The following is a 7,151-nucleotide window of genomic DNA, read 5'->3' as shown; positions in this document are numbered from 1 at the left end:
CGTGTTCAGATCGGCGGACATGGAGGCCAGCTGGGAGATGATCTGGCTGTACTGGGTGGTGACGGCCGTCATGCCACGCTCCAGCTCTCCCAGCCGGTCATAGATCTTTTCATGGGCGCGGGAGCGCTCCGCCTTTTCGGTCTGCAGCTGCCGCTCCAGCGTTTCCACCCGCGCCGCCGCGGAGCAGGTCCCCACGGTTATGGAGCATTCCCGCTCTCCCATGGGCTACTCCCCCTTGCCGGTCGCAGCCTTCTGGCTCTGGGTGCCGAAATAGAAGGCAATGATTACGGTAAAGACCGTCAGGAACTGATCCACCTGTACCTTCCCGGCGGCGGCCAGGTAGGCAAATACCCAGGTGAGGGAAATGGTCACAATGCTTTTCACGTCTATCAATTTTGCCAGCCGTTGCAGCAAGAACTCACACCCCCTTGTCAAACAGGCCCAGCCGGTCCAACAGCACAATGGTCTGTAAATTGGGCTCGTACACGTTTACCTGTCCGTCGCCGGACTGCTGAATCACCCCCAGGGCCACCGCCTTCTCCACGCTGGCCCGCGCCCAGTCGGGCATTTCCTTGATCTGATGATAGATAAGCATGTCGTCCTCCTCCTCTTGGTTTTCTTCCTGCTGGGGTGCTTGGCCGCTCCCTGACGGAGCATACAGCGGCATAGCGGGCGGATACTGCCCCGCTCTTACCATGGCGCTGGTGTATTTCCCGCCGGCGCTCCACTGGAGGTGGGGCCGGTCGGGGAAGGATTTCCAGTCCCCGCCCCACTCGAAGCCCATCTTCTTGGCGATGGCGGCCGCTTTTTGGAAGAAGCTCAAATCGTCGTATTCATGGCCTTTCACGTTTTTGCAGAAGTCGAAGGCCAGGCCCGCCTTCACGCCGTGGAAGCTGGGCGTTTTGGACTGGCTGGTGCCGTTTTTATAGCAGTAGAGCTGATACTCGTCGTCCCGGACAGTTCCGGTGACCAACACTGCCAACTCCTCCTCCTGGCACAGCTGCTGCCAGACCCGGCAGTTGGCGGCCACATCAGGCCGGAGGTCGTCAATGTTTCGGCTATTCAGCATGGGTAAACACCTCCCACCCATCAGGATATGCGTCAGGCGACCAGACATTTCCATTCAGCAGGGAGCGATAAAGGGTGCCGCCATAGTTGACGATATCCCCTATGCTGTAGGCGTCGTGGGCGCCGGCAGGCTGCACCCAAAGCGGGTAGCCGCCCTCGTCCAATCCCAGGGGGGTATAGAGCGCGGGGGTGGCGTTGGGCGGCCACTGGGCTGCGCTGGTGTGAGCCTGGACCACCCGGTAGAGCTGGGGGTCCCCGGTGCGGTTGATCCCGCAGGTCACGTACTCTCCGGCGGCGTAGTCCCTTCCCACCTGGTAGACGGGGAAAACGGTGGCAACCTCCAGGGCCTGGGCCTCCTCCAGAGAGGCGGCAAACAGCTGCAGAACACGGCGCAGCTGCTCCGCCCGCTGTAACCGGTCATCCATTCTCCGTCACCCCCAGCAGCGTATTGAGTACCGTGGCGGTGTCTGGTCCGGCCTCCGGCGGAGCGGGGGGCTGGCCCGGTACCACTCCGGTGAGAACACCGTCCTGGATCTCCAGCTGGCAGTAGCCCCGGCAGTCCCACACGGCCTGCTCCAGCTGGGGCGGTACCTCGATCCACCCCTCCAGCCAGCATGCCGTCCGGTGGCTCTGGCTTTGCAGGCCGTGGCCCCCGTCTGGCCGGGCTGCGATCTCGATGATAGTCAGCATAATCTGTCTCCTCCTTGTCTCGGCACCGGAAGGCCGGGCCGTCTTATCCCTGGCGGGCGGGGGGAGAATTTTGTATGTTTCTGTGCAACAAGGGAAAAAACAGCAGCGGACCCGTCCAAAGACGGGTCCGCTGCTGTTGTGTGTGTGAACAGAGAGGTAAAAGAGAGAGTAGAGAGGAGGTTGGTTGTCATTTCTTCCTGACACCCTCATCATACACGAGGACCCTCTCCCAATGGTGAACGGACTGTGAACAGAATATGAAAGTATTTTAACAAAAGCCTTACATCCCCATATAGGAGAAGTGCATGTAGTCGTGATAGCCCTGGGAGGCATCGCTGCTCCCGGCCCAGGCGTCTCCGCCCCAGCTCCAGCCGTGCTCTGCAAAGATACGCACCACCGAACTGTCGGGGGCGATGGAGTAGGGATTGCTGCCCGGCTGCCACAGGCTGCCCACCAGCGCCTGGCCATCCCGGACCTGATAATTCTCGTTGGCGTTGATGTCAATGGCGGTGCCGCAGTTGTGCTCGCCGGTGGCGGAGTCTCCCCGCCAGGAGTAACCGCCGATGTCGTGGATGGGGAATTGCTCCGGATCGTTGTAGATCTCAGTAAAGATGGCCTTTACATCCTCGGCGATGGCGCTGTGGATGCTCAGAGAGAGGGTGGAACTGACCTTGGTGCCGTTTGAGAGTTTCCACACCGGGATGGTGATGGTGGTCATGGCGGCGCTGGCCTCCTCCTGGCTGGAGAAGCGGCGTTTGGTGGCGTCGCCGAAGAGCAGCTCATACTTGCGCTCGTTCTCCCCCTGGAATTTCAGCCAGAAATCCTGCTTCCAGTAGTCCTCATAACTGGCCAGTCCCTGATCCACCCGCTCCCAGAAGTCGGTCTCCTCCCGCTGGGCCTGGGTCATGGGGGTGTAATACAGGGTATAGGTGGAGCAGGCGGAGGAGACCTGGCTCACCTGGCTGGCGGACCAGTTGTAGTTGTAGTACTTCAGCGCGTCCTGCTCCAGCTGGTAGGGCAGGCTGGACAGGTACTCTCCCACCCGGGAGGACATCTGCTGGTCGGGCAAAATGGCCTGACCGCTCTGGGCATCTAAAATACGAACGGTAATATCTTTTTCTTCATATCGCAGGCAGGAATCAACCACCTCCAACACCCGCATCACCAGCACCGTGCCGTCACAGCGCTGAATGGAGTCGGTGCAGCCGAAAGAGCCGTCGCTCTTGCCGTTGATGATGCCCAGTTCCGCCAGGCCGGAGACTGCCTGCTGATGGAGGGGGTCCATGTCATTCCAATCGGAGAGGGCGGAGGGGTCCTGGGTCTCTCCCCAGACGTAGTAGTGTTCCCAGGCGTCCTCCGGCAGGGCGTTGTACAGCAGCACCGCCGCGTCCTGCCGGGAGATATCCCCGCCCAGGCTCTCCGGCGACACCGGCAGGGTGTCCTCCTCCCGCAGCAGGCCGGACTCCACCGCCGCGGCGTAGCCCGCCTGATCCCAGGCCAGACCGTCGCCGGTGGCGCTCTGGTAGGCCTCCGCGGCGAAGGTGCGGGTGAGCATGGTCAAAAATTGGCCCCAGCTCATGGTGGCGGAGGGGGCCATCTGCCCGTTGCCCACTCCCTGAATGATACCCAGCTGGGAGGCCTCCATCAGGTCGGAATAGGCCCAGTGGCTCTCGGGCAGGTCGCTGTACCCGCTGGCTGCGGCGGGCAGGGCCAGAGACAGTGCCAGCGCTCCGGCCAGAATCAGGCTTTGAATACGACGTTTCATGGACATGGAATTTATTCACGCTCCTTCTTCTCGTCTTCCTAAGGATATTTTAGTACGAGCAGCGAAAAAAAGCAAGAAAACGGAAGAAATTGGGGAGAATTTGGAGAAAGGAGGAGCGGCCTTCTTTACAAGAGCGGAAAAGGACCGTATAATCGGAGCAAATCAATGCAAAATTCGGGGAGGAAATGGGTATGAAGGGAGACGACAGCCTGTTGTGCTGCCCCATTTGCGGCGGAGCGCTGCGGCGGGAGCCGGGGCGGTATCTCTGTCCCGGCGGCCACAGCTACGACCGGGCCAGGGAGGGCTATGTCCACCTTCTGCCCGCCAACCGGAAGCACGCCCGGGAGCCGGGGGACGACAAGGGAATGACCGCCGCCCGGCACCGGTTTTTGTCCGGGGGATACTATCAGCCGCTGCGCGCCGCGCTGTGCGATCTGGCCCTGGAGGGGGCGGGGGATGGAAGCGCGGTGCTGGACTCCGGCTGTGGAGAGGGGTACTACACCCAGGGGGTGTGGCAGGCTCTGACCGGGGCGGGCCGGTCCGTCCGGCTGGTGGGCATCGACCTGTCCAAGCCCTCGGTGCGTCTGGCGGCCAAACGGCTGGAGTCGGGGGAGCTGGCGGTGGCCTCGGCCTACCGACTGCCGGTGGCTGCGGACCGGGTGGATCTGCTGCTCAACTGCTTTTCCCCCCTGGCTCTGGCGGAATTCCGGCGAGTGCTCCGCCCCGGCGGGTGGTTTTTGTATGTGGTGCCGGGGGCGGACCACCTGTGGGAGCTGAAGCAGGTGCTGTATGATACGCCCTACCGCAACCGGGAGGAGGATATCCCCTATGATGGCTTTTCTTATGAGGCGGTGGTGCCTGTAAAATACCGCATGGCGGTATCCGGGCCGGACCTGCGGGACCTGTTCCAGATGACCCCCTATTATTGGAAGACCCCCAGAGAGGGAAAGATCCGCCTGGAGGGTCTGGACGGCCTGGAGGTAACCGCCGAATTCCGCATCCATGTCTTCCGCCGTCTTCCCCCCCTTGCACAACAGGCCGGGCTATGATATAGTAGGTGGGCAAAATCCGCCGGAAACAGGTCCGGCGGCTGGATTTGAGGTCGCGCCCCGGGGAAAGAGGGCGTTTTGGGTACGAAAGGGAGTTTCGATGCCTGTGGGGACCTTGAATCAGGCAATCTGAAACGAAAGGAAGGTTGTACCCATGGAAATCAACGGCGAGCAGGTCAATGAGGTGGTGAACTATGCCGATTTGGGCCTGTCCCCGGAGGTCATGAAGGCCATCGATAAAAAAGGTTATGTCCAGGCAACCCCGGTGCAGGCCGGGGCCATCCCCTACTTTATGGAGTGGAAAGATGTGATTGCCAAGGCCCCCACCGGCACCGGCAAGACCTTTGCCTTCGGCATCCCCATGGTGGAGCACATTGATCCCTCCAGTGAGGAGGTCCAGGCGCTGGTGTTGGCGCCCACCCGGGAGCTGGCGGTGCAGATCCAGGAGGAGCTGCGGGACCTGTGCGAATTTAAGGAGGGGGTGCGCACCGTCTGCCTGTACGGCGGCGCCCCCATTGACAAGCAGATCAGCACCCTGAAGAAGCGGCCCCAGATTGTGGTGGCCACCCCCGGCCGGCTGATGGACCACATGAAGCGGCGCACCGTCCGCCTGGACAAGGTGGTGACGGTGGTGCTGGACGAGGCGGACCGGATGCTGGATATGGGCTTTGTCCGGGACGTGACCCGAATTCTGGACCAGCTGAAGCACCGGCGGAACATGGGTATGTTTTCCGCCACCATCAGCCGGGAGGTAATGGATATCTCCTGGGTGTACCAGCGGGACCCGGTGGAGATCACCGTCCGTCCGGTGGAGGAGTCCAAGCCGGATATCACCCAGTACCGCATCGACCTGGACGGCCGGGAGCGGAAGCTGGACACCATTGCGGCCCTCATCACCCACGGGGAATACGAGCGGGCCATCGCTTTCTGCAACACCAAGAACATGACCGACCGGCTTGCCGGTCTGTTGAAAATGCGGGGCATCTCCTGCGAGGCCATCCACGGGGATATCCAGCAGCGCATCCGGGAAAAGACCCTGGAGAAGTTCAAGAAGGGGGAGATCCGGGTGTTGGTTGCCACCGATGTGGCGGCCCGGGGACTGGACATTGACGACGTGGACGCGGTGTTTAATTACGACGTACCAGACGAGCTGGAAAACTACACCCACCGCATCGGCCGGACGGGCCGGGCCAAGCGCCACGGAGTGGCGTACACCCTTGTGGCCACAGTGACCGAGGGTATCCGTATGGACGACATCATCCGCAACACCCGGGCGGAGGTGCAGCGCCTGAGATATGATGAGGATGGCTGCCTGATGCTGGTGGAGGGCTGAGCTGGAGCGGGCCGGACCTTTGTCCGGCCCGCTGTTTTTCTTGCCATGGCCGGTATAGGCGTGATATCATACCGGTATACTAGAACGGAGTAAGGAGATCTGAATTTGTATGATTGACTTTCACACGCCGGTGCCGGCGGACAAGCCCTGGGTGGATGAACTGCTGGCCCGGTGCAGCTACCGGGGCTGTGATTACAATTTCACCAACATGTTTGTCTGGAAGAAGGCCTACGGCCTGGAGATCGGCCGGGTGGGCGGATTTGTGGTGACCCATCTGTGCGGGCGGATGGGATGCAGCTATATGTACCCCGCCGGCGCCGGGGATATTGCCGGGGCCATCCGGGCGCTGGAGGAGGATGCAGCCCGCCGGGGCCGGCCGCTGTGCCTGGTGTGCGTGACCCGGCGGCAGATGGCGGAGCTGGAGGAGTTCTTCCCCGGCCGGTTTGACTATATTTCCGACCGGGACGGCTACGACTACCTGTATGAAATCGACCGCCTGGCGGACCTGGGCGGCAAGAAGCTCCACGCCAAGCGCAACCACATCAACCGGTTTGTGGAGAACAATCCCACCTGGGTGTACGAGCCCATCACCCCGGCCAGCCTGCCGGAGTGTCTGGAGATGGATAAGCAGTGGTATCTCCGCTCCCTTCAGCGGGAGGGGGAGGCGGAGGAGCGGGACCTGGGAGATGAGGGAATCGCTCTGCGCACCGCCATGGAGCACTACCATCAGCTGGGGCTGGAGGGCGGCCTGATCCGGGTGTACGGGGAGGTGGTGGCCTTCACCATGGGGGACCACCTGACAGCGGACACCTTTGACGTACACTTTGAAAAGGCATACAGCGAGCTCCAGGGCGCCTACGCCATGATCAACCGGGAATTTGCCCGCTGGGTGCGGACACAGCATCCCCAGGTGAAATACCTGAACCGGGAGGACGACATGGGCGTGGAAGGCCTGCGAAAGGCCAAGGAGTCCTATTATCCCGACTTGATGGTGGAGAAGTACGCGGCTGTGATGCGGACGTGACAAAGCAGGCCTTCCACCGGGACCCGCAAAGCGGGACGCGCATAGCGCGTACAAGCTGTCTGAAAGACGGCTTGCCGCAGGGCGGATTTACTCCGCCCGAGGAAGAGAAATACGGGGACCCGCCGGACCCCTGGTCCGGTGGGCGGGCCTGCGAAAGGCCAAGGAGTCCTATTATCCCGACTTGATGGTGGAGAAGTACGCGGCTGTGATGCGGACGTGACA

At 61.8% G+C, this 7,151-nt stretch carries 9 protein-coding genes; 3 read left to right on the top strand and 6 right to left on the bottom strand.

Annotated elements, in window-relative coordinates:
* From Q0J74_RS09455 to Q0J74_RS09430, 6 genes are all read right to left on the bottom strand, one after another.
* The coding region (locus Q0J74_RS09455; protein WP_297213849.1) for a hypothetical protein at positions 1 to 222 on the bottom strand (222 nt) is incomplete at its 3' end.
* A 3-nt stretch (positions 223 to 225) separates the two neighbouring features.
* A complete protein-coding gene (locus Q0J74_RS09450; protein WP_297213846.1) occupies positions 226 to 414 on the bottom strand; it encodes a hypothetical protein in 189 nt (62 codons plus the stop codon).
* A gap of 4 nt (positions 415 to 418) precedes the next feature.
* Positions 419 to 1,069, bottom strand: a complete 651-nt coding sequence (locus Q0J74_RS09445; RefSeq protein WP_297213844.1) for a M15 family metallopeptidase — start codon at positions 1,067 to 1,069, stop codon at positions 419 to 421.
* Entirely contained in the window at positions 1,059 to 1,493 is a 435-nt protein-coding gene (locus Q0J74_RS09440) for a hypothetical protein (RefSeq protein ID WP_297213842.1), read from the bottom strand. Before Q0J74_RS09440 ends, Q0J74_RS09445 begins: the two co-directional genes overlap by 11 nt.
* Entirely contained in the window at positions 1,486 to 1,758 is a 273-nt protein-coding gene (locus Q0J74_RS09435; RefSeq protein ID WP_297213839.1) for a toxin-antitoxin system toxin subunit, read from the bottom strand. The genes Q0J74_RS09440 and Q0J74_RS09435 overlap by 8 nt, the downstream gene beginning before the upstream one ends.
* Before the next feature lie 280 nt (positions 1,759 to 2,038).
* Positions 2,039 to 3,529, bottom strand: coding sequence for an S-layer homology domain-containing protein (locus tag Q0J74_RS09430; RefSeq protein WP_297213836.1), 1,491 nt, complete (start codon positions 3,527 to 3,529; stop codon positions 2,039 to 2,041).
* 185 nt (positions 3,530 to 3,714) lie between these two features.
* Here Q0J74_RS09430 and Q0J74_RS09425 point away from each other — a divergent pair, with 185 nt between their 5' ends.
* The 3 genes from Q0J74_RS09425 to Q0J74_RS09415 all read left to right on the top strand — a co-directional run bounded on the left by Q0J74_RS09425 (position 3,715) and on the right by Q0J74_RS09415 (position 6,929).
* Positions 3,715 to 4,572 (top strand): putative RNA methyltransferase, encoded by an 858-nt coding sequence (locus Q0J74_RS09425; protein ID WP_297213834.1) that lies wholly within the window; start codon positions 3,715 to 3,717, stop codon positions 4,570 to 4,572.
* 154 nt (positions 4,573 to 4,726) lie between these two features.
* Complete coding sequence (locus Q0J74_RS09420; RefSeq protein ID WP_297213831.1) at positions 4,727 to 5,905, top strand: DEAD/DEAH box helicase; 1,179 nt, start codon at positions 4,727 to 4,729, stop codon at positions 5,903 to 5,905.
* 109 nt (positions 5,906 to 6,014) lie between these two features.
* On the top strand, positions 6,015 to 6,929 hold the full coding sequence (locus Q0J74_RS09415; RefSeq protein WP_297213829.1) for a DUF2156 domain-containing protein: 915 nt from the start codon (positions 6,015 to 6,017) through the stop codon (positions 6,927 to 6,929).
* Positions 6,930 to 7,151 lie beyond the last annotated feature (222 nt).

Source organism: uncultured Flavonifractor sp., from assembly GCF_944387675.1.
Taxonomy (GTDB): domain Bacteria; phylum Bacillota; class Clostridia; order Oscillospirales; family Oscillospiraceae; genus Flavonifractor.
This window is presented reverse-complemented; position numbering and strand designations above follow the sequence as displayed.

Coding starts and splice junctions, on each gene's coding strand:
- Q0J74_RS09445 (WP_297213844.1), bottom strand. CDS start 1,069: ATGCTGAATAGCCGAAACATTGACGACCTCCGGCCTGATGTGGCCGCC.
- Q0J74_RS09440 (WP_297213842.1), bottom strand. CDS start 1,493: ATGGATGACCGGTTACAGCGGGCGGAGCAGCTGCGCCGTGTTCTGCAG.
- Q0J74_RS09435 (WP_297213839.1), bottom strand. CDS start 1,758: ATGCTGACTATCATCGAGATCGCAGCCCGGCCAGACGGGGGCCACGGC.
- Q0J74_RS09430 (WP_297213836.1), bottom strand. CDS start 3,529: ATGTCCATGAAACGTCGTATTCAAAGCCTGATTCTGGCCGGAGCGCTG.
- Q0J74_RS09425 (WP_297213834.1), top strand. CDS start 3,715: ATGAAGGGAGACGACAGCCTGTTGTGCTGCCCCATTTGCGGCGGAGCG.
- Q0J74_RS09420 (WP_297213831.1), top strand. CDS start 4,727: ATGGAAATCAACGGCGAGCAGGTCAATGAGGTGGTGAACTATGCCGAT.
- Q0J74_RS09415 (WP_297213829.1), top strand. CDS start 6,015: ATGATTGACTTTCACACGCCGGTGCCGGCGGACAAGCCCTGGGTGGAT.